Raw genomic sequence first — 24,192 nt, 5'->3', positions numbered from 1 at the left:
TCAGACGCCAAGTCTGGCGCGCACGTCGCGCGAGTCGCGCCAGCCTTCCAGCCGGCGGGCGAGTTCGCCGTCGCTTTCGGGCAAGGTGATCTCGATCGTCACCAGCTGGTCGCCCCGGCTGCCGTCCTTGCGGGTAAAGCCCTTGCCCTTCAGGCGTAGCACCTTGCCCGAGCTGGTGCCCGGCGGCACCGAGAGCATCACTGCGCCATCGACCGTGGGCGCGCGCACTTTCGCGCCGCCCAGCGCCTCGTCGAGCGTGACCGGCAGGTCCAGCCGGACATCGTCGCCCTCGCGGCGGAAGAAGGGGTGCGACTGGACATGGATGGTGACGATCGCATCGCCATTGCCGCCGCCGCCGGGTTCCCCCCTGCCGGCCAGCCGCATCTGCGTGCCGTCTTCCAGGCCGGCGGGCAGCTTGAGGTCGATCGTCTTGCCGTCGGACAGGGTGATGCGCTGCGGCGCCAGCCGCGCGGCATCGGGCAGCGTGACCGAAAGCCGGTACTGCACGTTCGCGCCCTTCGGCGCGGCGCGACCGCGCGGGCGCGCGCCGCCGAACCCGCCGCCGAAGCCACCGCCGCCGCCCCGGCCGCCGAACAGGTCGCCAAAGATGTCGCCCAGGTCCACGCCTTCGGCCGAGAAGCCTTCGAAGCCGCCGCCGCCAAAGCCCTGGTGCCCGCCGGCGGTGCCGCCGGGGCCGGGGCCATAGCCGAAGCCCATCGTCGGGTTGCCGTCGATATCGATCTCGCCCCGGTCGAAGCGGGCGCGCTTGTCCTTGTCGGACAGCAAGTCATAAGCGCGCGTCACTTCGCTGAAGCGCTCGGTCGCCTTCGGGTTGTCCTTGTTCGTGTCCGGGTGAAGCTCCTTGGCGAGCTTGCGATAGGCGGACTTGATGTCCTTTTCGCTCGCGCCCTTGGAAACGCCCAGGATGGAATAGGGATCTGCTGCCATGCTGCATAGCTAGGTGCCCGCGGGCGCCACGGCAAGCGGCGCTTTCCACCGAAGGTTCGTGCGGCTATCGCTTTGTTCGGCAATGCATCCGGCCCCGGTTCCGATTGTTCGGGATCAATGCCCCGGCGCGATCGTGCGCCGATGGGGCTGGCGGCTGGAACGCAGGGCGCGGAACGCGGCCGGCGGGGGCCTGGCGCACAGGAAAGATGCAATGGAAACCGAACAGACCAAAGAACTGATCCCGCACGGCGATCCCTTCGCGCTCTTCGACACCTGGTATGCCGAAGCGCGCGCGAGCGAGCCGAACGATTCGAACGCCATGGCGCTGGCGACGGCGACGGCGGACGGACTGCCGTCGGTGCGCATGGTGCTGCTCAAGGGCCATGGCCCGGACGGTTTCGTCTTCTATACCAACGCGCGCAGCCGCAAGGGCGGGGAACTGCAGGCCAACCCGAATGTCGCGCTGCTGTTCCACTGGAAGAGCCTGCGACGCCAGATCCGCATCGAAGGCCCGATCGCCCGCGTCGACGATGCGACGGCCGATGCCTATTTCCACAGCCGCGCGCGCGATTCGCAGCTGGGCGCGGTGGCGTCCGACCAGTCGGCCCCGCTTGACGCGCGCGAGACGTTCCTGGCCCGCTATGAAGCGGCCAAGGCGCGTTTCGGCGAGGGCGAGGTGGACCGGCCGCCGCACTGGACGGGCTTTCGCGTCACCCCGCGCGCGATCGAATTCTGGCACGATCGCCCTTATCGCCTGCACGAGCGCCGCCGCTTCGTGCGCGAGGGGGCGGGCTGGTCCAGCACGCTGCTCTATCCGTGAGCCGCTGGCGATGAACCGGGGCGCCAACCTCAACCGCAGCGCGGCCATGGCCAGCATCGCTGTCGCCGCCATCCTGCTGGGGCTGAAGGCATGGGCGGCCTGGGCCACCGGCTCGACCGCGATGCTCGGCAGCTTGGCCGATACCACGCTCGACCTTGTCGCCAGCGTCGCCACGTTGGCGGGCGTGTGGATCGCCTCGCAGCCGGCGGACGAGCAGCACCGCTTCGGCCACGGCAAGGCCGAGGCGATCGCGGCGCTGTTCCAGATCGTGCTGATCTCGATCTCGGCGATCGGCATCGCCGCGCGCGCGGCGGAGCAGCTTCTGGCCGGCGCGCGCACCGAGGCGGCGGCGCAAGGCATCGGCGTGTCGCTGGCGGCAATGGTGGTGACGCTGGCGCTGATCCTGTGGCAGCGCCACGTCATCCGGCGTACCGGCAGCCTGGCGATCGCCACCGACAACGTGCATTACGAATCCGACCTGCTGCTCAACCTCTCGGTGATCCTGGCGCTGACGCTGGACCAGTACGCCGGCTTCGCCGGGGCCGATCCGATCTTCGGGCTGGGCATCGCCGGCTGGCTCGGCTGGGGCGCATGGCGCGCCTCGCGCGCGGCGATCGAGCAGCTGATGGACCGCGAATGGCCCGAGGAGAAGAAGCAGCGCTTCCTGGCGCTGCTGGCGCGCAACCCGGAAATCACCGGCGTGCACGATCTGCGCACGCGCACTTCGGGCAATCAGGATTTCGTCCAGTTCCACGTCTGGGTCGATCCCAACATCACCGTGCGCGAGGCGCACCGCGTGATGGACGATATCGAGATCCGCCTGCGCCGCGAATTTCCCGATGTCGAGATCCTGATCCACCCCGATCCGAACGGCCTGATCGACGAGCGGGGGCGCGCCGCCGAAGACATCCTGCCGCACGATCCCGCCACGGCGCGGTGATCCGCCGCGTCGCGAAGGGCCTTATCCGCCGGGGAACAGCCGCAGCAGCGCGCCGATCCGATCGTGCAGCGCGGCTTCCTGCTCCGGCTCGGAATGACCCAGGCGCACCACGGTCAGCAACTGGTCGGGCGAGCTGACGAGGTACTGGCCGCCTTCGCCCAGGCAGGCGAAGAGATTGGCCGGCGACTGGCCGGGCCACAGCGCTTGCCGGCCGGTCGATTGCGGCCCGTTGAGCCAGAGCTGCGCGCCATAGCCGGCATTGCGCGGCGATGGCGCGCGCATGAACTCGATCCAGCGGCGCGGCAGGATCTGGCCGCCGTTCACCGATCCATAGTGCCGCAGGAAGTCGCCCAGCTTGCCCCAGTCGCGCGCGCTGGCGTGGATCATGCTCGATCCGATCATGGTGCCGGCCGCGTCGTAATCGGCCACGGTCGTGCGCATCCCGATCGGATCGAGCACGCGCGTGCGCAAGTAATCGGCCACGGCCTGGCGGCGGCGCTCGGGATCGCGGCTGTCGGTCAGCGCGCGCGCGGCCAGATCGGCCAGGATCACCGGCGTGGCCGAGGAATTCTCGAACACGCGGCCGGGCATGTCCTCCAGCGGCTGCGATTCGGCATAGGCCGCCATATCGTCGCGCCCGTCGAGGAACAGCATCCGCGCGCGGTCGGAGCCAGGGTCCAGCCCGGCGCCTTCGCTGTGGCGCAGGCCCGATCGCATCTGCAGGAGCTGGCGCAGCGTGATCTCGCCGCGCGGGTCGCCCGATCGCTGCCAGGCGGGGACCGGCGCGGTCTCGTCAAGGCGCAGGCGCCCGTCGCTGACGAGCTGGCCGACCATCACCCCGGTCACGCATTGCCCCATCGACCAGCCGGGCAGGCGCGTGCCGGGGCCGATCCCTTCGCCATAGCGCTCGGCGATGACCGAGCCGCGCTTGACGATCAGCAGCGCGCGGGTTTGCCCCACCGCCTCCTCGTCGAACAATCCGTCGATCGCGCGGCCCAGCACCGCGTGCGCCGCGCCGCCATCGGCCTTGATCGCGGCTTCGGCCTGCGCGCTGGGCGGCGGCGGGGGTGGCGGCGCCTTGCCGCCGCAGCCGCTCAGGGCTGGCAGGGCAAGCAGTGCGAGGATATGGGGGAGCCGGCGCGGCGTCATGATGGCGGTGTGATGTGCGAGGCGGGAGCGGATGGCAACAGCCAAGACAATGCGATTGCGGCAGCGGCAGCCTTCACGCTGGAAGCGCAACGTGCTGCTGCTGGGGCTGGCGCTGGCCGCGGGCCTGCTGGCCACGATGTGGTCGGCGCTGGCGGCCAAGGGCCGGGCAAGCGCCGCCTACGCGGCCCGCACCGGCTGCGTCTGCCACTTCATCTCGGGGCGCGGGGTGGATTCGTGCAAGGGCGATCTCGGCCCGGACCCGATCATGCTGAGCGCGAACGACGAGGCCCATGGCGTGACCGCGCGCTACCTCGTCTTCGCCCGCCAGACCGCGACGTACGACGCGGCGCATGGTTGCGTGCTGGAGCGCTGGGACCAATAAGTCCGGCCTTTAATGCCAGGCCTTCCAGACGCCGAACAGGCTGGTGATCACCAGGACGCAGCCGACCAGGATCAGCATGGGCTTGGGCGGAATGTGCTTGGCCCCCCAGGCACCGAGCGGGGCCGCCAGCACGCCGCCGATCAGCAGGCCCAGCGTCGCGCCCGCGACATTGGCCAGGCCCAGATGCCAGATGAACGTGGCCGAGACGGTCAGCGTCAGGAAGAATTCGACGGTGTTGACGGTGCCGACCACCTTGCGCGGATCGGCGCCCTGGATCAGCAGGTTGGACGTCACCACCGGCCCCCAGCCGCCGCCGCCCGCCGCATCCAGGAAGCCGCCGATCAGGCCGAGCGGGGCGATCAGCCTGGCCTCCTTGAGTTGGGGCGGATAGAGCAGGCCGCGCACCAGCAGCCACACGCCCACGGCGGTCAGGTAGATAAGCACGAAGGGCTTGACCACGCTGGCGTCCAGCGAGGTCAGCAAATAGGCGCCCAGCACGCCGCCGATCATCCCGGGCACCAGCAGGCGCAGGAAAAGCTGCTTGTCGACATTGCCATGCAGCAGGTGGCTGATCCCCGAGGTGGCGGTGGTGAAGCATTCGACGATGTGCACGCGTTGCGAGGCCGAGGCCGGCGGCACGCCCAGGACGGCGACCAGCAGCGTGTTGGAAATGACGCCAAAGGCCATGCCCAGCGCCCCGTCCACCAGTTGCGCCGCGAAGCCCACCGCGATGAAGGGGAGCAGCGCGGCAAGATCGAATCCGCCAAAGTCCATTCGAATCAGTTCCTCGCGAAGAATGCCGCCTTCGTGAGTAGACTCTATTTTCTCTACTTATCGAGTAGATTTTTTTAAGCCGCGCCAAATCGCGCTTTGCGCGCGCCGGAACGACCATCGTTACCGTCGGCGGCGGACCGCGCGCCTTGTTTTCGCGGGAGAATCAGCCCGAATCGCGCCGATGCCCGCGCGCGCGGCCGCGTCTTTTTATTGCGTTGCGCGACAGCTTTATGTCAGAGTGCGTCAGTAACATTTTGTTACAATAGGTCGCCCCCCCAGAAAAGCCAGGTTCCCATGCCAGCCGATGCCACTCTCTTTTCCCGCCGGGATGCCGGCCGGCTCCTGCTCGCGGCCGGCGTGGCGGCGGCCTTGCCGGGCCGCGCGGTCGCGGCCGGGCCCGGCAACCGCGTGGTCTGCGTTTCCAAGCAGATCAACGAGTTCATTTTCGATATCGGCGCGCAATCGCACCTGGTCGCGCGCGATCTCACCTCGATCTACCCGCCGCAGATCACCAGGCTGCCCTCGGTCGGCTATCATCGCGCGCTGAGCGCGGAGGGCATCATCTCGATGCGGCCCAGCGTGCTCTTGACCGATGGCAATGTCGGGCCGGACCCGGTGCTGGCGCAAGTCCGCTCCGTGGGCATCCCGGTCCAGACGATGGCGCCGGGCGATACGCCCGAGACGGCGCAGGCCCTGATGCTGAAGCTGGGCGCCTATTTCGGCCGCCAGGCCGCCGCGAAAGCCGTGGTGGCGCGCTGGCAGGCCGGGATGAAGGCCGCGCTGGGCGAGATGGCGCGCTATGCCCGTGGGCCGCATCCGCGCGTGCTGATGATCCATTTCGGCCAGATCGGGAACAGCTACCTCGGCCTTTCGCGCGGCGGCCCGGCGGACCAGATCGTGCGCTGGGCGGGCGGCGTCAACGCGCTCGATCAGGTGGGCGGCATGGCCCGCCTCACGCCGGAGATCATCGCGCGCTGCGCGCCGGACATCATCATCGCCACCGATGTCGGCTTTGATCGGTATGGCTCGGCGGCGAAATTCCGCGATCTGCCCGGGGTGGCGCTGACGCCGGCCGCCAAGAGCCTGCGGATCCATCGCATCTTCGAGACGGAGATCATGTATTTCAGCCCACGGACGCCGGCCTCGCTGCGCAAGATCGCGGGCTGGCTGCATCCGGCGCGCTGACGCGGGCGATGGGCCGGCTGTCCTGGATGCAGATCCATGTGCTGCTGGCGTGCGCCCTGCTGGGCGCGCTGCTGCTGTCGCTCAGTGTCGGCTCGTTCTATTTCCCGCCCGAGGAGATCTTCCGCTTCGTGCGCCACGGGCTGGGCATCGCCCCGGTGGCGCCCGAAGAGGGGCTTGACCTCAACGTCTTCGTCACCCTGCGCTTGCCGCGCGTGCTGCTGTGCGGCGTGACGGGGGCGACGCTGGGCCTGTCGGGCGCGCTGATGCAGGGCCTGTTCCGCAATCCCATCGTCGAGCCGGGGCTGGCCGGCACGTCCTCCGGCGCGGCGCTGGGCGCATCGCTCATGTTCGTGTTCGGCAACACCGCGCTGGCCTTCACTTCCCCGCTGGGCACGGCGGCCGTGCCGGTGATGGCTTTCCTTGGCGGCTTTCTCGCGACACTGCTGGTCTACCGGATCGCCACGCTTTTCGGCCATACCGACGTGCTGGCGCTGTTGCTGGCCGGCATCGCGGTGAACGCGCTGTGCAATGCCGGCACGGGCTTCCTGTCGTACATCGCGCGCGATCCGCAGGCGCGCAACATTACGTTCTGGAACCTGGGCACGTTCACCACCGCCGACTGGCGCGGCAGCCTGCTCGTCACCGCGATTTTCGTGCCTTGCCTGGTGTTCATCCTGCGGCGGGGCAAGGACCTGAACGCATTGATGCTGGGCGAGGACGATGCCGCCTATATCGGCTTCGACCCGGACAGGCTCGTTTTCCGGCTGCTGGTCCTGAACACGCTGATCGTTTCGGTGGCGACGGCGATGGTCGGCGTGATCGCCTTCGTCGGCCTGATCGTGCCGCACATGATGCGCTTGCTGCGCTCGTCCGACTATCGCTTCCTGCTGCCGGCATCCGCCCTGTCGGGTGCCTTGCTGATGGAAGCGATCGACGTGGTCGCCCGGCTGGTGATCCGCCCGGCCGAACTGCCCGTGGGGATCATCACCGCGCTGATCGGCGCGCCGATCTTTCTGTGGATCCTGCTGGCCTACCGCCGCCGGATCGCGAGCTGACGATGGACGCGGCGATCCGCCTTGAGGATGTGCGCTGGTCGATCGGCAAGACGACGATCCTTGAGCCGGTGAACCTGGCCTTCGCCGCGGAGAAGATGAACGTCATCCTCGGCCCCAATGGCGCGGGCAAGTCCACGCTCATGCGGATCGCCGCCGGCCGCCTGAAGCCCACCGGCGGACGCGTGCTGCATGGCGATCGCGACGTGTTCGGCCTGGATGCGCGGGCGCTGGCGCGCCAGCGCGCGTTCCTTTCGCAGCATGTCGAGATCGATTTCGCGATCACGGTCGAGGAAGTGGTGCTGATGGGTCGCTATCCGCATTTCGCGCGCGCGCCCGGCCGCGAGGACCGGCGCATCGTCGATGCCGCGCTGGAGATGGTGGGCATGGCGGCCCGGCGCCGCCAGATCTATCCCACGCTTTCGGGCGGCGAGCAGCAGCGCGTCCAGCTCGCGCGCGTGCTGGCGCAAGTGTGGAGCGACGAGACGCCGCCGCCCGCCCGCACCATCTTCCTGGACGAGCCGATCGCCAGCCTTGACGTGCATCACCAGCTCCAGATTCTGGAGATCGTGCGCGGCCTGCTTGCGCGCGGCTGCACGATCATCGTCACGCTGCACGATCTCAATCTGGCGATGCGTTACGGCGACAGGCTGATCTTCCTGCGCGACGGCCGCTTGCACGATGTCGTGGAAGATCCAGGCGCTGTTTCCACCGATCTGGTCCGGCGCATCTTCGACGTGCGGGCGACCGCGCTGGATGACGACGGCCGGCCGATGTTGCGATTTTATCTTTAGAAAACAATAATATAATAAAGAGTCAGGTTTTAAAAGCAGACGTGAGGGAAATGATGAAAATGCATGTTGTAAGCTGGGCATCGCTTGGCGCGATGGCCACGGCGCTCGGCGCGATGCCCGCGATGGCGGCGGATGCGCCGCCCGATCCGACCATCGTCGTCACCGCGCCCTCGACCACGCCGTTCGATCTGGCGCCCGCGGTCGACAAGATCGGCACTTCGCTGTTCGACAGTTCGCGCAGCATCCAGGTGGTCCAGCGCGAGCTGATCGACCAGCAGGGCGCCACCCAGCTTCGCGACACGCTGCGCAACGTCAGCGGTCTGGTTCAGGGGGGACAGTTCTCCTTCGGCTTTTATGACCGCTTTGTCTCGCGCGGGCTCAACGTCACGTTCCTCAACGACGGCTTGCCCGATACGACCTCGGATCTGGGCGGCTATGTCCACGGGCTGACCGGGGTGGAGCGGGTCGAGGTGCTGAAGGGGCCGGGCTCCGCGCTGTTCGGCACCACCGCGCCGGGCGGCACGATCAACCTGGTCCACTATCGGCCGACCGATACGTTCGCCGTGAACGGCGCCCTCCAGTATGGTTCGTTCGAGACGATCACGGCCAATGCCTCGCTCAACGCGCCGCTGGCTTCGGGCGTCAGCGCGCGGCTGGACGGGGGCTTCCAGCATTCGGATGGCCAGCGCGGCCGGCGCAACAAGACCGGCGAGGTCTATGGCTCGCTGGGCTTTCATCCGGCCAATCACGACATCATCGCCCGGCTGGAATACCACCGGATCGAGATCCGACCCGATTCGATCGGCCTGCCGTTCTCGCCGCCGAGCGGCACTGGCCTGCCCGCCGATGTCGACCGGGGCAACCGCTATTACACGCCGTTCGCCTATGCCGACCAGACGATCAAGCGCGCTTTCCTGAGCGATGCCTGGACGCTGAACGAGAGCCTCGTGGTCAATCTGCGCGCCGCCTATACCGATCGTGACGTCGATCTGGCGCGCAACGCCGGCGGCCGGCTGACGGCGGCGGGCAGCACGTATTCGCTCACCGGCCGGCAGCTTCGCCAGCAGACCGACAATATCCACGATTTCGTCGTCCAGGCCGAGCCGACCTGGCATTTCTCGGCCGGCGCCATGCCGGTGACGCTGCTGGCCGGCTTCGAATACCGCAAGGTCAGCGCGACCACGCGCCGCGCCACGGCGGACCTGCCCAATATCGCCGACATCCGCGCGCCCGTGACGCCGGAGACCAGCCTGGCCGCGCTCAACTTCCTGTGCGACAGGAGCCATAGCTGCAACGACGCGGATATCGACGGCCGCTTCCATGGCCTTTACGCCATGGCGCAGATCGACCTCACGCCGCGCCTCAAGCTGCGCCTGTCGGGCCGTGAGGACTGGTTCAGGACATCGGCCGAGGGTCGTTCGGCCATTCCGGTCAATCCGGGGTCCGAGCATCCGTGCGATCCGCCCCAGGCGACGACTTGCGCCTTCGTGCCCGGCCAGCCGGTGGTCCGCAAGGATGATCGCTTCGAATGGGATGTCGGCGCGGTCTATCAACTGGCGGATGCCTTCGCGCTGTTCGGCGGCTATGCCAGCAACAGCTATCCGATCTTCAACACCGAGGAACCGCAGAGCATTGGCCAGGTGCCGGAAAAGGGCACGCAGATCGAGGCTGGCCTGCGCGTGCGCCAGGACAAGTGGCTGGCGCTGTCCTCCTCGCTGTTCCGCACCACGCGCAAGAACGTCTACACCATCATCCTGGTCGACAATCTCGATGTATCGCAGGTCTTTTCCTATCGCGTGAAGGGCTGGGAGACCGACCTCACCTTGCGCCCGGTGCCGGCGTGGAACATCATTGCCAACTTCACGCTGCAGGACCCGGTGCTGGTGGATTATCCGCAGAACCCCGGCCAGATCGGCAATCGCGTGCCCAGCGTGCCGAAACGGATCGGCAATGTCTGGACCAGCTATGACCTTGCCTTGCCAGAAGCGGTGGGCACGCTGCAGTTCGCCGCCGGCCTGCGTTACCGCAGCGCCTATTTCGGCGATACCGGCGAGACCCGGACCCTGCCGGGCGCCACGATGATCGACCTGTCGGCCGCGCTGCTGCACGGCCCCTGGACGGTGCGTGCCGGCGTCAGCAACATCGGCGACAAGCGCAATTACGACTATGCCGCCGGCACCGGCAGCGGCGCCATCCCCGGACAGGGCCGGACCTTCTTCGTCAGCCTGGCCGCCAAGGCGCTGTAAGCAAGGAAGCGGCACCGGCCCCTCGCGGGGTGGCCGGTGCCACTCCGGTTCGGCCACGCCGGATCGGAGCGGCGGCGCGCGCCTGACGCATGAACCGCCGCATCGCTCGGGCAGCGACAGCTTTGTGACAGGTTAGCGGCGATATGCTGCGCGGGTTGCGGAACCCGGGGCAGCGGAGCGGCAAAGCCGTACCGGCCGGAAATCCATAAGCCAAACGGAGCCGTGGGACTCGGGATGGGGGAAGAGTACCGCTTTTTGTCACGCATCGTTCGATAAAGGGGGAAATCGATGTCGGAATCTCAGGCTTGTCTGTCCGATCGTTCGCGCGCCCGCCCAATCCGATGAGCCGTTCCGCCTTCGACCATTTCCGCCAGATTGAAAAAAGGGGCCTTTCATGAAGTTCACTCGTTGGTTCGCCTTGCTCGGCGTCAGTTGCCTCCTCGCCACGCCCCTCTATGCCGATTACGACGAAAGCCAGTGGTCGGACCTGCATTATCGCCAGGTCGGCCCGTGGCGCGGCGGCCGCGTCACCACCGTCACCGGCGTGCCTTCGCAGCCCTTCACGTTCTACATGGGCACGGTCGGCGGCGGCGTCTGGAAGACCACGGATGCCGGCCAGAGCTGGACCAACACCACCGACGGGCAGATCTCGGTCGGATCGATCGGCGCGGTGGCGGTGGCCGACAGCAATCCCAACATCATCTACGCCGGCACCGGATCGTCGAAGATCCGCAGCAACGTGTCGATCGGGCGCGGCCTCTACAAGTCGGTCGATGGCGCCAAGACCTGGACGTTCATGGGGCTGCGCGATGTCGGCCAGATCGCCACGATCCGCGTGAACCCCGCCAACCCCGACGAACTGTTCGTCGCGTCGATCGGCAACCCCTTCACCAACAGCAAGGAACGCGGCGTCTACCGCAGCCGCGACGGCGGCAAGACCTGGCAGCAGGTGCTGTTCGTCACCGATCAGCTCGGCGCCGCCGACGTGGAATACCAGCCCGGCAATCCGCAAGTGCTCTATGCCACGATATGGCACGGCCTGCGCCGGCCCTGGTCGATCATCTCGGGCAGCACCGACGGCGGCGTCTACAAGTCGACCGACGGCGGCGATCACTGGACTAAGCTGGGCGGCGGCCTGCCCACCGGCCTGTTCGGCCGCGCCAACATCGGCGTGAGCGCGGCCGCGCCCAACCGGGTCTATGCGCTGATCGAGGCGAAGCCCGGCGCGGGCCTCTACCGCTCGGACGATGCCGGCGCGAGCTGGACGCTGGTCAACGGCGAGACGCGGCTCACCACGCGCCCGTTCTACTACACCACGCTCGGCGTCGATCCCAACAACGCCGATGTCGTGTTCGTGGGCAACGAGGGCTGGTTCAAGTCGACCGACGGCGGCAAGACCTTCAAGACCCAGCGCACGCCGCATGGCGACAACCATGACGTGTGGATCAATCCGCGCAATTCCAGCTACCTGATCCAGGCGAACGACGGCGGCGCCAACGTCTCGCTCAATGGCGGCACGAGCTGGAGCACGCAGGCCAACCAGCCTACGTCCGAGATCTACCAGATCGCCGTGGACGATCAGTTCCCCTATCGCCTCTATGGCGCGCAGCAGGACAACACGACCGTGATCGTGCCCTCGCTCCCCCTGGGTGACGGGCAGGAATTCAAGGTCGGGCCGGGCTGCGAGACCGGGCCGATCATCCCCAAGCTGAACGATCCGAACTTCGTCTGGGGCGGCTGCAAGGGGCAGTTCAGCCGGCTGGACATGCGCACCAACGGCAATGAGGAACGCTTCTGGATCGGCGCCGAATCGCTTTACGGCAATGATCCCAGGGAGCTGCGCTATCGCTTCCAGCGCGTCGCGCCGCTGGAGATTTCGCCGACCGAGCCCAACACGATCTATTACGGTTCGCAATATGTGCACCGTTCGCGCGATGGCGGCGTCACCTGGGAGAAGATCAGCCCCGACCTGACGGCGAATCCCGCCGACAAGCAATATGGCTCGGGCGAGCCGATCACGCGCGATGCCACGGGCGAGGAAGTCTATTCCACGGTCTATGCGATCCGCGAAAGCACGCTGAAGCCCGGCGTGATCTGGGCCGGATCGAACGACGGCCTGCTCTGGGTGACGCAGGACGACGGCAAGAGCTGGCGGAACATCACGCCCAAGGGTCTGCCGCCGGGCGGACGCGTGCAGAATATCGAGCCGGGCGTTCGTGCCCCCGGCACGGCCTATGTCGCGATCTACCGCTATCTGCTGGGCGATTTCGCGCCTTATCTCTACCGCACCGACGATTACGGCAAGACCTGGACCAAGCTGACCGACGGCCGCAACGGCATCGCCGTGGACGAGCCGACCCGCGTGATCCGCGAGGACCCGGAGCGGCCGGGCCTGCTTTATGCCGGTACCGAGTTCGGCATGTACGTCTCGTTCGATCGCGGCGCGAAATGGCAGAGCTTCCAGCTCAACCTGCCGGCGGTGCCCGTCACCGATATCCGCCTGACGCATGGCGATCTGGCTTTCTCCACGCAGGGCCGCGGCTTCTGGATCCTCGACAACCTGGGCGTGCTGCGCCAGCTTCCCGCCGAGGGTGAGGCCGGCAAGGCCAGCCGGCTCTACAAGCCCGCCACGGCGATCCGGGTCAACGCCGGGGCCGACAAGGGCCCCAACCCCGGCACCGGGCCTGAATATATTCTGCCCGGCGCGCAGATCGATTACTACGTCGCGCCGGGCGGCAATGCCGGGCCGGTGACGCTCTCGATCCTCGACAAGGCGGGCACCGTGGTGCGGCGCTTCACCAGCGAGGGCGCCGCGCCGCGCGGCGAGGGCGAAGGCGGCGGTGGCGGCGAGGATGGCCTTGGCAGCTATCGCCCGTCTTATGCCACCAGCCTTGAAGCCAAGCCGGGGATGCACCGCTTCATCTGGGATCTGCGTTATTCGGGCGAGCCGCAAGTGAAGCCGGCCGCGACCCGGCCGGGCGAAGGCGGCCGTTCGCGCTTCCCGGCCGGGCCGGTGGCGGCGCCGGGCAGCTATACGATCGAGATGTCGATCGGCGGCACCACCATGCGCCAGCCGCTCACCATCGTGGAAGATCCGCGCGTGCTGGCCAGCGGCGTGACCGATGCCGATCTTGTCGCGCAGTTCGAGCACAACATGCGCGTGCTGCAACTGGTGAACGACACCAACCTGAACGTCTCGCGCCTCACCCACGCGCTGGCCGAGCTGAAGGACCATCCCGATGCGGCCAAGGAAAAGGCGCTGAAGGCGATCGCCGACCGGCTGCTCACCCCGCCGATCCGCTACAGCCATCCCGGCCTGCAGACCCATGTCGGCTATCTCTACAGCCTGACCAACGCGACCGACCAGAAGGTGGGCCGCGATGCGATCGAGCGCTATCAGGAACTGCGCCCGAAGATCGACGCCATCACCGCCGAGCTGAACAGCGTGCTGGGCCCGGTGCAGACGGCCGAGATCGAGGCGTTCCTGCAAGGCGACTATACCTATCGCGCCGATGACGACGACGATGAGGAAACCGAGAGCAACGATTGATCCAACGGGCCTTTCCCCCACACCCGTTGCGTGATGCGCGGCTGGCCGAACGCCCTGGGGCGCCGGCCAGCCGTCGCCCTCCGGCGTCCCCGCCCTCGCCGCGCGGGCAGCCCCTGCGAACTGTCCTTCCCCTGGAGTTGACCATGCGCCTTGCTTTCCCGACCGTCCTTGTTCTGCTGATGGCCGGCACCGCTGTTTCGGCAGAGGTGCCCTCGTCCCCGCCTTCCGCCAAGGCGACCGCCGAGATCAAGCGGATCGAGGCGAGCGCGGCCTTCAAGAAGGCGGTCGCCGCTCTCGACGCCGGTCACGGCCAATGGGTCGATACCATCGTCACGCTGACCGAGATTCCCTCGCCGCCGTTCAAGGAAGCGGCGCGCGCCCAGGCCTTTCTGGAGATGTTCAAGGCGCGCGGCCTTACCGATGTCGAGATCGACGGCGAAGGCAATGTGCTGGGTATGCGCAAGGGAACGGGCGGCGGCGGGCTGGTCGTCGTCTCGGCGCACATGGACACGGTGTTCCCCGAAGGGACGCCGGTGAAGGTGCGGCGCGAGGGCGAGAAGCTGTTCGCACCGGGCGTGGGCGACGATACCGCGGGCCTTGCCACGCTGCTCAGCCTGATCGACGCGATGAACGCCGGCGGCATCCGCACGCGCGATGACGTGCTGTTCATGGGCACGGTGGGCGAGGAAGGCGCGGGCGACTTGCGCGGCGTGCGCTACCTGCTTGGCAAGGGGCGGTACAAGGACAAGGTGAGCGCCTTCTTCTCGCTCGATGGTGGCGGGCTCGATTCGATCACCACCGGCGGGGCCGGATCGAAGCGCTACCGCGTCACCTTCAAGGGGCCGGGCGGCCACAGCTATGGCGCTTTCGGGCTGGTCAATCCGATGGCGGCGATGTCGCAGGCCGTGGTCGATTTCTACAAGATCCCGGTGCCGCAAGGCATCAAGACCACCTACAGCGCCAGCGTCGTCGGTGGTGGCACCTCGGTCAACGCCATCCCCCGCGAGGTGTGGATGGAATTCGACATGCGCTCCGAAAGCGCCGTCGAGCTGGCGAAAGTCGACCAGCGCTTTCTCGAGATATTGAACCAGGCGGTCGCGACCGAGAACGCCGCGCGATCGACCAAAGAAGGGCCGATCACGATCGACGTCAAGCAGATCGGCGAGCGCCCGGCCGGCCAGACCGACAAGGCGGCCGACATCGTCCAGTTCTCCACGGCGGCCTATGCGGCCGAAGGGATCAGGGTGGGCTACAGTTCCAGCTCGACCGATTCCAACATCGCGATCAGCCTGGGCATTCCCGCGATCACCATCGGCCGGGTAGCCAGCGGCGGACGCGGCCACTCGCTCGACGAATGGATCGGGATCGAGAAGGACGCCAACGTCCGCCTGCAGAAGATCGACCTGGCCACCATCCTGGCGACTGCCGGCATGAAATGACCTTCGCGCCGCGATGACCCGGCCGGCGCCGCTCTGTTCAGCCTCTACCGGCGCCGGTATCGAAAGTACCACACCTCGTGGCCGAGCTTGCGGGCCTTGGCCTCGTAGCGGGTTTCGGGCCAGCCGCCGGGCCGGGTGAGGAAGTCGGCCGGCTTGTCGCACAGCCAGTCGAACAGGTCGCGGTTGCGGCGCATGACCATCAGCGCGTGACGCAGGTAGACCGGATGGTCGGTGCCGAAGCGGAATTCGCCGCCCGGCCGCAGCTTGGCGGCGAACAGGCGGACGGGGCCGTCGTTCATCATCCGCCGCTTGGCGTGCCGGGCCTTGGGCCAGGGGTCGGGGTGGAGCAGATAGAGGAACGACAACGCGCCGTCGGGCACGCGCGCCAGCACGTCCAGCGCGTCGCCGTGATGGATGCGCACGTTGCCGAGCGGCGGGTGCGTGCCTCCCCTCGCGCCCGAATCCCCGCCGGCAACATGGACCAGCGCCTGGGCCACGCCGTTGACGAAGGGTTCACAGCCGATGAAGCCGTGATCGGGCAGCATGTCGGCGCGGGCGGCCATGTGCTCGCCGCCGCCGAAGCCGATCTCGAAATGGAGCGGGCGCGGCGCGCCGAACAGGCGCTCGGCGGTGACGGGGCCGTCGGTGGGCACGGCGATCCGGGGCAGCAGGGTATCGACCAGCGCCTGCTGGCCGGCGCGCAGGGTCTTGCCCTTGGCGCGGCCGTAAAGGCGGTTGAGCGTGGTCGGATCGCCGGGTTTGTTCGCGGTCATGGCGCGGCGCGATGGCAGGCGCGGGCGCGCCGGTCAACCGGGCGGAGAAGCGCGAAGCGGGCCGCGCCCGGCCGGCAAGGGAGGCTCCGCAAGATCACGTAATTGTTGATGCCGGAACCCTTTGCGGCGTGAAAGGGTTTCATTTGAAAGCATCTCGCGCCAAAGCGGATCCCAGCGAGGTCGTCACAAGAAAGGAAACGATCCATGAAATTGCTGCGATGGGCCATCGGCGGCGCTTCGGCCTATGTCATCTACCGCTATTCGATCGGCAAGCGCGCCAAGGGCGAGGACGTGTTCCAGTCCCCCGAACGCGCGCTGGAAGCCATGACCAAGGGCGAAGGCGAGCAAGCCGAGACCGCCCCCGGCAAGCCCAAGCGCTCGTCGGGCAAGGCCGCGAAGTAGGCGGTTCGCACCGCACCAAGGCCGCAACGAACCTGGCCCGCCGTTTCAGGCGGGCCATTTCGGGTAGCTGGAAGGCGATTCTGCGAGGCTGAATCGAAGCGGCACCGACCCGCTGCCACGTCAGTGGATTTAACGCAGCAGACGAAAAGGCCTCAGGCCGCCTCGGCCTGTTCGTCGGGATCGCGCAGCACATAGCCGCGGCCCCAGACCGTCTCGATATAGTTGGCGCCGCCGCAGGCGTGGCTGAGCTTCTTGCGCAGCTTGCAGATGAACACGTCGATGATCTTGAGCTCTGGCTCGTCCATGCCGCCGTAAAGGTGGTTCAGGAACATTTCCTTGGTCAGCGTGGTGCCCTTGCGCAGCGAGAGCAGTTCCAGCATCGCGTATTCCTTGCCGGTCAGGTGCACGCGCGCGCCATCGACCTCGACCGTCTTGGCATCGAGATTGACGACCAGCTTGCCGGTGCGGATGACCGATTGCGAATGTCCCTTGGAACGGCGGACGACGGCGTGGATGCGCGCGACCAGTTCCTCGCGGTGGAACGGCTTGGTCACATAGTCGTCGGCCCCGAAGCCGAAGCTGCGGACCTTGGAATCCATTTCCGAGATGCCCGAAAGGATCAGAACCGGCGTCTGCACCTTGGCGACGCGCAGCTTCTTGAGCACATCGTAACCATGCATGTCAGGAAGGTTCAGGTCGAGCAGGATGATATCGTAATCATAGAGCTTGCCGAGATCGAGACCTTCCTCGCCCAGATCCGTGGAATAGACATTGAAGCCTTCCGCCGTCAGCATGAGCTCGATAGCCCTCGCCGTGGTGGGTTCGTCCTCGATCAACAGCACGCGCATGTGGGTTTCCCCCTTTGCCCCGAAGTCCGGCGACGCCATCCCCGCTCGCAGGGATATTGCCGCCTATTAACCATATGGCTTATGAAACTTAAAGGTTAATTTTGTGTAAAGCTTCGCAGGTGCCTGATTCGCGGATAATTCCACAATGGAGTTATCGCGTTTATGGTTGCCGGCCGGCAAGGCGCCGCAGCCATTTGCGCGCGGCCAGCAGCAGCCCGATCGCCAGCGCCAGCAGGACCAGCGCCACGCCGGCGGCGGCCAGCGGATAGGCATAGGCAAGCACCAGCAGGCCGCCGGTGAACAGGTCTTCCACGGTGGAGACGGCCAGGTTGCTGAACGGTTCGGGGCTGGTGTTCACCACCGCGCGGGCGCCGGCCTTGCCGCCGTGCGCCAGCAGCGCGGCGCCGCCGCCCAGCAGGAAGGCGATGGTCTGCGTCGCCGGGTCGGACGGATCGACGATGGCCAGCGTCAGCAGCGCGCCGCCCAGCGGGCGGATCACGGTGTGCACCCCGTCCCAGATCGTATCGACGATGGCGATCTTGTCGGCCAGCAGCTCGCATAGCGCGGCGAAGGCAGCCACGCCGATCACCCAGGGATTGGCCAGCACGTCCAGCGCGGCCAGATGCTCGGGCAGCGGCAGCACCCCCAGGCGCATGGCGATCCCCGTGGCGAAGACGCACAGGTAAAGCCGCCAGCCCGACAGCAGGCTGAGGCTGGCGGCAAGGCCCAGGATCTCGACGATGCCGAGCGGGTGGCCCACTGGCGTCAGAGCACTTCGAACAGCCCGGCCGCGCCCATGCCGCCGCCGATGCACATGGTGACGACGACGTGGCGCGCGCCGCGCCGCTTGCCCTCGATCAGCGCGTGCATGGCGCAGCGCGCGCCGGTCATGCCATAGGGATGGCCGATGGCGATGGCGCCGCCATCGACATTGAGCCGGTCCTCGGGAATGCCCAGCCGATCACGGCAATAGGCCACTTGCACGGCGAAAGCCTCGTTCAGCTCCCACAGGCCGATATCGTCCATGGCCACGCCGAACCGATCGAGCAGCCTGGGGATGGCGAAGACCGGGCCGATGCCCATCTCGTCGGGTTCGGTGCCGGCGACCGCCATGCCGACGAAGCGGCCCAGCGGGGCCAGCCCCTTGCGGGCCGCAAGCGCGGCTTCCATCACCACCACCGCGGCCGAGCCGTCGGAAAGCTGGCTGGCGTTGCCGGCGGTGACGCTGCCGCCCGGAACCACCGGGGGGAGCGCGTGCAGGCCTTCGAGCGTGGTGTCGGGCCGGTTGCCTTCGTCCTTTGCGATCGTGACTTCGCGCTCGCTGGTCTCGCCGCTGGCCTTGTCGGTGACTTTCATCGTCGTGGTGACGGGCACGATCTCGGCAGCGAAGCGGCCTTGCGCCTGCGCGGCGGCGGTGCGCTGCTGCGAGCCGAGCGCATAGGCATCCTGCGCCTCGCGCGCGATGCCATAGCGGCGGGCGACCACTTCGGCAGTCTGCAGCATCGGCATGTAGGCGGCATTGTGCAGCGCGATCAGCGCGGGATCGAATTCCATGCGGAACGCGGGGGTCTGCACCGTGCTGATCGATTCCTGCCCGCCGGCGATCACCACGTCCATCCGGTCGCGCACGACCTGGTGAGAGGCGGCGGCGATGGCCATCAGGCCAGACGAGCATTGCCGGTCGATGGTCATGGCCGGCACCGTCACCGGCAGCCCGGCGCGCAAGGCCGCGAGCCGGCCAATGTTGAGCGCCTGCCCGCCCTGCTGGAGCGCGCAGCCCCAGACCACGTCGTCCACCTCGCCCCCTTCGATCCCGGCGCGTTCCAGCGCGGCGGTGATCGCGAAGGCGCCCAGGGTGGGGGCCGGCGTGGCATTGAAGGCGCCCTTGTAGGCGCGACCGATCGGTGTGCGCGCGGCGGCGACGATCACGGCATCCCGCATCCTCTTGTCTCCCGTTATGGCCGTTCCTGTCCCTGTAGATGGGGCAAGGCGCGGGGAGAGGCAATGATGGGCGTATCGGCGCCAAGAAATGCGCTCTTCCGCGGGTTTCCCAACAGCCTCTCAGGAAGCGATGGTGCCCATCGGGCGCATGGCCACCGGCTTGCGGCGCGCCACGCGCATGTCCGGCGCCTCGATGCGTTTCAGATAGCTCCACAGGCCGCATTGCAGGCCGATCAGCATGAGGATGAACGGCTGGAAGGCGATGCCGACGAACAGCGAGCCGGCCAGATAGACCAGGTGCGCCTGCTGCAAGGCGATGGCGAGCGGCCCTTGCCATTGCTCGTCGGGCCCGGTGCGCGCTTTGTAGCGCCGCCGGATCAGCTCCATCTGCCACAGCCCGGAAACCTGCAGCAGCACCCACATCGCGAAGCCGGGAATACCCTGTTCGCCCAGCATTTCGAAATAGCTGGAATGGAACGCGCGGCCGGCATCCTCCACCACCTTGGTTTCGACCAGCGTGGTGCTGCCGGCGGTCTGGCTGTCCACCGTCTCGAAGCGCAGCTTGTTGCCCAGATAGATCTCGAAGCCGCCGCCGAACGGATGATCCTTCACATAGCCCAGTGTCCATTTCCACACGGCAAGGCGGGTGCCGGCGGATTCGTCGCCCTGGTGGTTCTCGATCGTGCTCATCCGCGCGGTGAAGCTTTGCGGCAGGAACGGCATGGCCAGCGCGAGGGCGGCCGCCATGCCGATCAGGATCAGGACGCGGTGCTTGGCCGTGCGCAGATAGAGCGCGCAGACAAGCCCCAGGCAGATCAGCCCGGTGCGCGCCTGCGTTCCCACCGGGATCAGCGCGCAGGCGAAGATGAGCGCGGCGGAAAAGGTCCACACCCGCCAGTCCGGCGGATAGATCGTGCCGTGCTTGCAGAACCACAGGATGATCGGGATGATCGCGATGGCGATGCACGAAATGATCGAGCCTTCGTAAAGCCCGGTGTTGTTCTCGACGAAGAAGCGCAGCGTGCCATAGCCGCTGCCGCCCAGCGCGGTCTTGATGCCGCCGTCGATGATCAGCGCGCTGGCCGTCAGCACCATGACCAGCGCGACCGCCTCGATCCTGAGGCGGGTGCGCAGGGTCAGCGGCAGGAAGATCGCGAAGACCATCGCTTTCCAAACCCAGGCCCATTTCTCCGCCGCCTCGGCCGCGAAAGTGGCGGTCAGCGTGGTATAGGCGCAATAGGCGAGCAAGGCCGCCATCAGCCCCTGCCGCCAGGTGAAGCGCGTGCCTTCCTTGCGATCGAACAGCAGCCAGCCGCCGAACGCGGCGAGGAAGGCGATCTGCGAGACCGGCAGCGCGGCCAGGATGCGATAGGAAATGATCTGCGGCGACAGGATATCGACGTAGAGGTAGCACAGAATCCAGATGAACGGCCGCTTCAGGCCCATCGCCAGCAGCAGGGCGAAGAAGCCGGCCAGCGCGAGATCAAGCATCGCCGCCGGGCTCCTGCCGCAAGCCCGGCCGCTGGCCCGCCGCCGGCTGCCGATCGCGCCCCGCTTCCTGCTCGCGCTGCTCGCGCCCCGGTTCCTGATCCAGATCGTCGCGCCACAGCAGGCGCCAGCAGGCGAGCGCCAGCAGGCCATGCGACAGGGCAAGGGCGAAATAGTCGAGCACGGGCCTTGTCATAGGCGCCGCGAGTTGACGGCGCGTTAAGCCTTGCCGGGCTAAGGAATCCGCCCATGACGCGCATACTCCACATCCTTGATCACTCGCTGCCGATGCACAGCGGCTACACCTTCCGCACGCGCGCGATCATGAAAGCGCAGACCGCGCTGGGCCTTGAAGTGCGCGGGCTTACCGGGCCGCGCCACACCCAGGATGGGCCGCCGGTGGAGGAAGCCGACGGCTTGCTGTTCCATCGCACCACCGGCCGGGCCACGGGCGTGGCGGGGCTGCGCGAATGGCGCGAGATCGGCCGGATGGCGCAGGCGATCGACGATCTGGTTGCCGATTGGCGCCCCGATATCCTGCACGCCCATTCGCCGGCGCTGTGCGGCCAGGCGGCGCTGCGCGTGGCGCGGCGGCGCGGGCTGCCCATGGTCTATGAGATCCGCGCCTTCTGGGAAGACGCCGCCGTCGGCAACGGCACCAGCCGCGACAGCTCGCTCAAATACCGGCTGACGCGGCAGCTCGAAAGCCACGTCGTCGCCCAGGCCGACGCGGTGGTGACGATCTGCGAGGGGCTGCGCGCCGATCTGATCGCGCGCGGCAACGCTCCGGCGCGGATCACCGTGATGCCCAACGGGGTGGATCTGGCACTGTTCGGCCAGCCGCTGCCGCGCGACGGCGCGCTCGCGCGCGAGCTGGGCTTCGAGGCGGATGGCGCGGCTTGCCCGGTGATCGGCTTCATCGGCAGCTTCTATGACTATGAAGGCATCGACATCCTGATCGCGGCGATGGAACTGCTGGTGCGCTATCACCCGAACGCGCGGCTGCTGCTGGTGGGCGGCGGGCCTTGCGAGGCGGCGTTGCGCGAACAGGCCGCCCGCTCGCCGGCGGCTTCCGCGATCCGCTTCATCGGGCGGGTGCCGCACCATGAGGTCGATCGCTATTACGCGCTGGCCGATATCATGGCCTATCCGCGCAAGAAAAGCCGGCTGACCGATCTGGTCACGCCGCTCAAGCCGCTGGAAGCCATGGCGCAAGGCAAGCTGGTCGCCGCTTCCGATGTCGGCGGGCACCGCGAGCTCATGACCGACGGCGTGACCGGCAAGCTGTTCGCGCCGGACAGTGCCGAGGCTTGCGCCGGCGCGCTCGCCTCGCTGCTGGCGCATCGCGAGCATTGGGCGGACTGGCGCGCAGCCGGGCGCCACCATGTCGAGACAAGCCATGACTGGGCGGTCAACGCGCGGCGTTATCTCGGCGTTTACCAAAGCCTGTTAGTGCCCGGGGCTCGCATTGAGGTGGGAGCCGCCGCGTAAGCTGACCGGCCGACCCGCCATCCGCAGACGGGGTGAAAGATCTTGGCCGAGCAAAACCGCAGGAAATCGGCAGCGAAGCAACCGATCAGCCGGCATCCGCTGTTCCCGGTCATCGTCGCGCTGTGGTTCGGCGCGCTGTTCGGGCTGGGCAGCATGATGATCCGCCCCGTGGCGATCGAACGCATCGTCCTGACGCTCGGCATCGATCGGGTGATCCCGATGGCCGCGCCGCCGCTGGGCGGCACGTTCCGCATCCTGATGGCAGTGGCCATGGCCGGCCTTGGCGCGCTGATCGGCGCCGTGCTCGCACGCCGGATCGCCCGCCCCGCCGCGCAGCCGCATGAGCGCCGCCGGAGTGCCGCCCCCGCGCGCGAGGTGCCGGACGATCTCTCCTCGCGCCTCGCGCCCGCCCCGGAGGCGGAACCCGCCGTCCACGGCCGCCGGCGCGCGCTGGCGATCGACGACAAGGCGGGCTTGCTCGACGATCTTGACGATCGCGCGCCTTTGCCCGGTTCCCCGCAGATTCTCCACGTGGCCGAATTCGATCTCGATGGATTCGAGCAAGCCCCCACGCCTGCGGTGGTCGCGGATGACGCCGCCGCCGTCGCGGCCGATCCGTTCGATACCGGCAATCCCTTCGCCGAGCCGCCGGAGTCGGTGGAAGTCGATGATGCAAGCGGGGAAGCCGTCTGGGCGGAGCCGGGCGAGCCTGTGCCGTTCGGCGTGGCGCGGCGTTTCGAGCCGAGGCCCGAGGATGCCCAGGTCTTCCTGCCGCTGGACGACGACGAGTTGCGCGATGAAGCGACCGATGGCGCGCTCTCGCCGCCGTTCGCCTCGCCGCGCGCGGCTGGCCCCGTGACGGGCGAGGGTGATGCCGCGCCCGCCGCCGCCATCGCCGACGACACCGGGGAAAGCACCGCTCCGCTCAACAACCGGCTGTTCGCCGCCTATTCGCGCGAGATCGCCGCGCGGTCCAGCGCGCCCGCGCCCGGCTTCACCCTGCTGCCGCGCCTGGGCGAGAGCGGGTGGGAAGAGGACGAGGATGACGCCAGCGGCCTCGCCGTCGCCGGCCCGGCCGCGCCGCTGTTCCCGGCGACCGCCGCCACCCATGAGGCGCGCCCGGCCGCCGTCGGCGAGGGCCGCGAGACGCCGCCGCGCGAGCGCACCGCCGCCGAGCGTATCGCCGGTGTCGATCTGAGCGAACTGTCGCATGTCGAACTGCTCGAACGCCTCGCGCTGTCGCTCGAACGCCGCCGCGCGCGGATGTGCGAACTGGCCGAAGCGCGCGCCGCGCAGGCCGCCGCCGTGGAAGCGGTGACGGTCGATGCGCTGGTGGATGGGCCCGTGGCCGTCGGCGACGCAGCGGACGGGATCGGCGAGCCCGATGCCATCGTCGCCGAACCCGTCGCTGCCCAAGCGCCCGCGCCCGAGGATATCGCGCCCGAGGATCACGACGACATCGTGGCATCGCCCGTGCCGGCCGCGCTGCGCCCGGTCGCGCTCGATCCGATCGATGACGAGGCCGATGCGCTGCCCGGCTTCGTGCCGCCGCGCCATATCGCCTTGCCTTCGGCGTTGGCGAACGGGCTGGACGAGGACAGTCTGGAAGACGAAAACCGCGTGCTGGAGGAAGGCTATTCCTCGCTGCTCGATCTCTCGCGCGGCTCCGCGAGCCGCCAGCAGTTCGTGCCCGGCGCCGATCCCGCCGGGGAGGATGACGCCCAGCCGGCGGCCAGTTCCGCCGAGGACGCGGCCCATCCCGCGCCTTTCGCGCGCCCCGATGCCGCGCCGCAGGCCAATGATCGCCCGGTCGATGCGCCCGAAACCGCCGGCCAGCCGGTTTCGCCGGGCGACGCGCGCGAGACCGAACGCGCCCTGCGCGCCGCGCTCGCCACCTTGCAGCGGATGAGCGGCGCCGCCTGACCGCGCGCCGCGCGTCCCCGGTTCGGGCCGATCGCGGCCCCCGGCCA

The 24,192-nt window shown here is 68.1% G+C and carries 21 protein-coding genes; 12 read left to right on the top strand and 9 right to left on the bottom strand.

What is annotated here, in order from left to right; all coding sequences use genetic code 11:
• Positions 1-948 carry a DnaJ C-terminal domain-containing protein gene (locus tag PYV00_RS08245; protein WP_275227806.1) on the bottom strand — a complete coding sequence of 316 codons (948 nt, stop codon included), beginning with the start codon at positions 946-948 and terminating at the stop codon, positions 1-3.
• Between the two features lie 211 nt (positions 949-1,159).
• On the opposite strand from PYV00_RS08245, the gene pdxH reads away from it, so the two are divergent.
• A complete protein-coding gene (pdxH, locus tag PYV00_RS08240; RefSeq protein WP_275227805.1) occupies positions 1,160-1,768 on the top strand; it encodes a pyridoxamine 5'-phosphate oxidase in 609 nt (202 codons plus the stop codon).
• 10 nt (positions 1,769-1,778) lie between these two features.
• Entirely contained in the window at positions 1,779-2,708 is a 930-nt protein-coding gene (locus PYV00_RS08235; RefSeq protein WP_275227804.1) for a cation diffusion facilitator family transporter, read from the top strand.
• 21 nt (positions 2,709-2,729) lie between these two features.
• On the opposite strand, the gene PYV00_RS08230 is transcribed toward PYV00_RS08235, so the two are convergent.
• Positions 2,730-3,857: a serine hydrolase domain-containing protein gene (locus PYV00_RS08230; protein ID WP_275227803.1), complete on the bottom strand. Its 1,128-nt coding sequence runs from the start codon at positions 3,855-3,857 to the stop codon at positions 2,730-2,732.
• Between the two features lie 49 nt (positions 3,858-3,906).
• On the opposite strand from PYV00_RS08230, the gene PYV00_RS08225 reads away from it, so the two are divergent.
• Complete coding sequence (locus PYV00_RS08225) at positions 3,907-4,239, top strand: hypothetical protein (protein WP_275227802.1); 333 nt, start codon at positions 3,907-3,909, stop codon at positions 4,237-4,239.
• Positions 4,240-4,248: 9 nt separating this feature from the next.
• Here PYV00_RS08225 and PYV00_RS08220 read toward each other — a convergent pair whose 3' ends face one another.
• Positions 4,249-5,013 (bottom strand): sulfite exporter TauE/SafE family protein, encoded by a 765-nt coding sequence (locus PYV00_RS08220; protein WP_275227801.1) that lies wholly within the window; start codon positions 5,011-5,013, stop codon positions 4,249-4,251.
• A 294-nt stretch (positions 5,014-5,307) separates the two neighbouring features.
• Here PYV00_RS08220 and PYV00_RS08215 point away from each other — a divergent pair, with 294 nt between their 5' ends.
• The 6 genes from PYV00_RS08215 (at position 5,308) to PYV00_RS08190 (ending at position 15,279) form a co-directional block, all read left to right on the top strand.
• On the top strand, positions 5,308-6,198 hold the full coding sequence (locus tag PYV00_RS08215; RefSeq protein WP_275227800.1) for a heme/hemin ABC transporter substrate-binding protein: 891 nt from the start codon (positions 5,308-5,310) through the stop codon (positions 6,196-6,198).
• A gap of 8 nt (positions 6,199-6,206) precedes the next feature.
• Positions 6,207-7,253 (top strand): FecCD family ABC transporter permease, encoded by a 1,047-nt coding sequence (locus PYV00_RS08210; protein ID WP_275227799.1) that lies wholly within the window; start codon positions 6,207-6,209, stop codon positions 7,251-7,253.
• Positions 7,254-7,255: 2 nt separating this feature from the next.
• Positions 7,256-8,044, top strand: coding sequence for an ATP-binding cassette domain-containing protein (locus tag PYV00_RS08205; protein WP_275227798.1), 789 nt, complete (start codon positions 7,256-7,258; stop codon positions 8,042-8,044).
• A gap of 59 nt (positions 8,045-8,103) precedes the next feature.
• Positions 8,104-10,290, top strand: a complete 2,187-nt coding sequence (locus PYV00_RS08200) for a TonB-dependent receptor (protein ID WP_275227797.1) — start codon at positions 8,104-8,106, stop codon at positions 10,288-10,290.
• Between the two features lie 394 nt (positions 10,291-10,684).
• On the top strand, positions 10,685-13,840 hold the full coding sequence (locus tag PYV00_RS08195) for a WD40/YVTN/BNR-like repeat-containing protein (protein ID WP_275227796.1): 3,156 nt from the start codon (positions 10,685-10,687) through the stop codon (positions 13,838-13,840).
• 179 nt (positions 13,841-14,019) lie between these two features.
• Positions 14,020-15,279 (top strand): M20/M25/M40 family metallo-hydrolase, encoded by a 1,260-nt coding sequence (locus tag PYV00_RS08190; RefSeq protein WP_275227795.1) that lies wholly within the window; start codon positions 14,020-14,022, stop codon positions 15,277-15,279.
• A 44-nt stretch (positions 15,280-15,323) separates the two neighbouring features.
• Here PYV00_RS08190 and trmB read toward each other — a convergent pair whose 3' ends face one another.
• Positions 15,324-16,052 carry a tRNA (guanine(46)-N(7))-methyltransferase TrmB gene (trmB, locus tag PYV00_RS08185; RefSeq protein WP_275227794.1) on the bottom strand — a complete coding sequence of 243 codons (729 nt, stop codon included), beginning with the start codon at positions 16,050-16,052 and terminating at the stop codon, positions 15,324-15,326.
• Positions 16,053-16,256: 204 nt separating this feature from the next.
• Between trmB and PYV00_RS08180 the strand changes: the two genes are divergently transcribed.
• Complete coding sequence (locus tag PYV00_RS08180) at positions 16,257-16,454, top strand: hypothetical protein (protein ID WP_275227793.1); 198 nt, start codon at positions 16,257-16,259, stop codon at positions 16,452-16,454.
• Positions 16,455-16,606: 152 nt separating this feature from the next.
• Here the strand turns inward: PYV00_RS08180 and ctrA are convergent, their stop codons facing one another.
• From ctrA to PYV00_RS08155, 5 genes are all read right to left on the bottom strand, one after another.
• Positions 16,607-17,302, bottom strand: a complete 696-nt coding sequence (gene ctrA / locus PYV00_RS08175) for a response regulator transcription factor CtrA (RefSeq protein ID WP_275227792.1) — start codon at positions 17,300-17,302, stop codon at positions 16,607-16,609.
• 160 nt (positions 17,303-17,462) lie between these two features.
• Positions 17,463-18,062, bottom strand: coding sequence for a DUF4126 domain-containing protein (locus PYV00_RS08170; protein ID WP_275227791.1), 600 nt, complete (start codon positions 18,060-18,062; stop codon positions 17,463-17,465).
• 5 nt (positions 18,063-18,067) lie between these two features.
• Entirely contained in the window at positions 18,068-19,243 is a 1,176-nt protein-coding gene (locus PYV00_RS08165; RefSeq protein WP_275227790.1) for an acetyl-CoA C-acyltransferase, read from the bottom strand.
• A 120-nt stretch (positions 19,244-19,363) separates the two neighbouring features.
• Positions 19,364-20,734, bottom strand: coding sequence for a DUF5935 domain-containing protein (locus PYV00_RS08160; RefSeq protein ID WP_275227789.1), 1,371 nt, complete (start codon positions 20,732-20,734; stop codon positions 19,364-19,366).
• A complete protein-coding gene (locus PYV00_RS08155) occupies positions 20,727-20,927 on the bottom strand; it encodes a hypothetical protein (RefSeq protein WP_275227788.1) in 201 nt (66 codons plus the stop codon). Before PYV00_RS08155 ends, PYV00_RS08160 begins: the two co-directional genes overlap by 8 nt.
• Before the next feature lie 53 nt (positions 20,928-20,980).
• Here PYV00_RS08155 and PYV00_RS08150 point away from each other — a divergent pair, with 53 nt between their 5' ends.
• Both PYV00_RS08150 and PYV00_RS08145 read left to right on the top strand, forming a co-directional pair.
• Entirely contained in the window at positions 20,981-22,222 is a 1,242-nt protein-coding gene (locus PYV00_RS08150; RefSeq protein ID WP_275227787.1) for a TIGR04063 family PEP-CTERM/XrtA system glycosyltransferase, read from the top strand.
• Positions 22,223-22,264: 42 nt separating this feature from the next.
• Positions 22,265-24,145, top strand: coding sequence for a hypothetical protein (locus tag PYV00_RS08145; RefSeq protein WP_275227786.1), 1,881 nt, complete (start codon positions 22,265-22,267; stop codon positions 24,143-24,145).
• Positions 24,146-24,192 lie beyond the last annotated feature (47 nt).

It is taken from the genome of Novosphingobium album (ex Liu et al. 2023) (assembly GCF_029076845.1).
Lineage (GTDB): Bacteria > Pseudomonadota > Alphaproteobacteria > Sphingomonadales > Sphingomonadaceae > Novosphingobium.
This window is presented reverse-complemented; position numbering and strand designations above follow the sequence as displayed.